4 protein-coding genes are annotated in these 1779 nt (G+C 55.9%); all 4 read right to left on the reverse strand.

Annotation, left to right across the window (positions count from 1 at the left end):
- Positions 1 to 169 (reverse strand): VOC family protein (locus SU32_RS16970; protein ID WP_201454992.1); only part of this gene is annotated, 169 nt, incomplete at its 3' end.
- Positions 166 to 597 (reverse strand): VOC family protein, encoded by a 432-nt coding sequence (locus SU32_RS16975; protein WP_054000571.1) that lies wholly within the window; start codon positions 595 to 597, stop codon positions 166 to 168. The genes SU32_RS16970 and SU32_RS16975, both read right to left, overlap by 4 nt.
- A gap of 27 nt (positions 598 to 624) precedes the next feature.
- On the reverse strand, positions 625 to 975 hold the full coding sequence (locus SU32_RS16980) for a hypothetical protein (RefSeq protein ID WP_054000572.1): 351 nt from the start codon (positions 973 to 975) through the stop codon (positions 625 to 627).
- 75 nt (positions 976 to 1050) lie between these two features.
- Positions 1051 to 1713: a glutathione S-transferase family protein gene (locus SU32_RS16985; protein WP_201454993.1), complete on the reverse strand. Its 663-nt coding sequence runs from the start codon at positions 1711 to 1713 to the stop codon at positions 1051 to 1053.
- Between the last annotated feature and the right edge of the window lie 66 nt (positions 1714 to 1779).

Raw genomic sequence — 1779 nt, forward strand, 5'->3', positions numbered from 1 at the left:
GCACCGTAAACTCGACAGTCAATTCGTCACCCTCCTTGCCACCGGGATAATCGGAGGCCGCATAATTCACGCGGTCAACATGGCTGTCTGGAAAGGTGGCAGCGTAAAATTCTGCCGCCTTCTTCGCTTCGCCGTAGTCATACCACAAACAGTTGATAATCTCGGTCATGGTGTGTCTCCATGGGCTTTGTTCCCGTCAAAATTCAACATCCAGGGCGTGCCATATTGGTCGGTGAACATAGCAAAACGCTCGGCCCAAAAAGTCTCGTCCGGCTCCATTTCGACGCTTGCAGCATCTTTGGCCAGCGCTTCATACATGCGGTCAAATTCCGCGCGCGATGTTGCTGCGATCGAGACGCGGAAACCCTGCGGCTTATCATACATCTCCTCTGTATTGTCGGAGGCCATTACGGTGGCATTGCCCAGCTTCATCGCCATGTTCATGATCATATCGTCACTACCGGGCATTCGGCTTTCCGGATCGGGTGCGTCAGCATTACGGAAAACGCCCTGAACTTCACCGCCGAGCACGTCGGCATAGTGGGTCATCGCCTCGAGACAGTTACCTTTGAAAAAAAGATAGATTGTTGGTTCCATGTTGGTTTCTCCTTTCGTATATCCAGATCAGTAGCTGTTGATTTCGGCGATCGTCGTGGCCTTCAGGCTTGTGAATTCGACAACGTGGCAAAAGCGACGTGTGCGTCCGTCGGCAAGGACCGACACACCGTTCGCAGCGCCCGCCTTTCCATGCGATATCGCGTGGTTCACGGTAATCGACACCGCAGGGAGGACCTCGTCCAAGGCGCTGCGATGCGACGCCGCTCCTTTCAGTTTTCGACCATCGCCTCGATGCCAAACGGTGCTGTCGTCGATACCGGTTTCAGGCATATTTCCGGCCTCAATGGCGATAGCAATGTCCTGCACGATCCGGTTCTTTGGCGAGTTCCCGCAATCCCGGCTACCATTGATTTTCATCGGCTATTCTCCCGAAGGGTTTGGTTCCGCTGTGACCGGATCGATTGGTCTGACAATGACGACGCTTTCGATCGGTCATACCGCGTCACTCTCGTTGAAGAAGGTTCGCAGTGCTTCGAACGCGCGAGTGAAGGCCGGGCGCGCTTCGGCGCGTGCGACGAAAGCTGCCAAATTCGAAAACTCTTCCAACAAGCCCGAGCCACCAAGCCTGCGCAAGACATCGGCCGTCATCAGATCGCCGGCACTGAACCCGACGTCGAGCCATTCGGCATCGCCGAGACGGCGCGACAGATCAGCCAACTTGACGCGAATACGGTCCTCAACGAGCGCCAGGCGCTTCTTAAACCAGCTTTCCTCCCGTTCCAGATAGAGGACGACCTCCCTTTCGACGATCGTAGGCTCAATGGTGTTAAGTGCAGCGAACATCCAATTGATAGCGCGCGCCCGCGCATTCACATCTTCCGGGAGCAGACATGCGTGCCTGCTGGCGATGTGGAACACGATCGCACCGGTCTCAAAGAGCGTGAGGTCGCCTTCCTCATAGGTCGGTATCTGACCGAACGGGTGCAGCACCCTGTGCGCGGGCTCCTTCATCGCTGCAAAAGAGACCGGCCGGACATCGTAGGGCTGACCGACTTCTTCTAGCGCCCATCGCACACGCATGTCGCGCGCGAGACCCTTACCTTCATCGGGCGAGCGTTCAAATATGGTGACAATGGGCATGACATCTGACGTCATTGCGATATCTCCTTTTCACGGGATACTCCAAGCTGCGGCCGAGCACCGTAAACTCGACAGTCAATT

It is taken from the genome of Ahrensia marina, from assembly GCF_001293565.1.
GTDB classification, from domain to species: domain Bacteria; phylum Pseudomonadota; class Alphaproteobacteria; order Rhizobiales; family Rhizobiaceae; genus Ahrensia; species Ahrensia marina.

Coding starts and splice junctions, on each gene's coding strand:
- SU32_RS16975 (WP_054000571.1), bottom strand. CDS start 597: ATGGAACCAACAATCTATCTTTTTTTCAAAGGTAACTGTCTCGAGGCG.
- SU32_RS16980 (WP_054000572.1), bottom strand. CDS start 975: ATGAAAATCAATGGTAGCCGGGATTGCGGGAACTCGCCAAAGAACCGG.
- SU32_RS16985 (WP_201454993.1), bottom strand. CDS start 1,713: ATGACGTCAGATGTCATGCCCATTGTCACCATATTTGAACGCTCGCCC.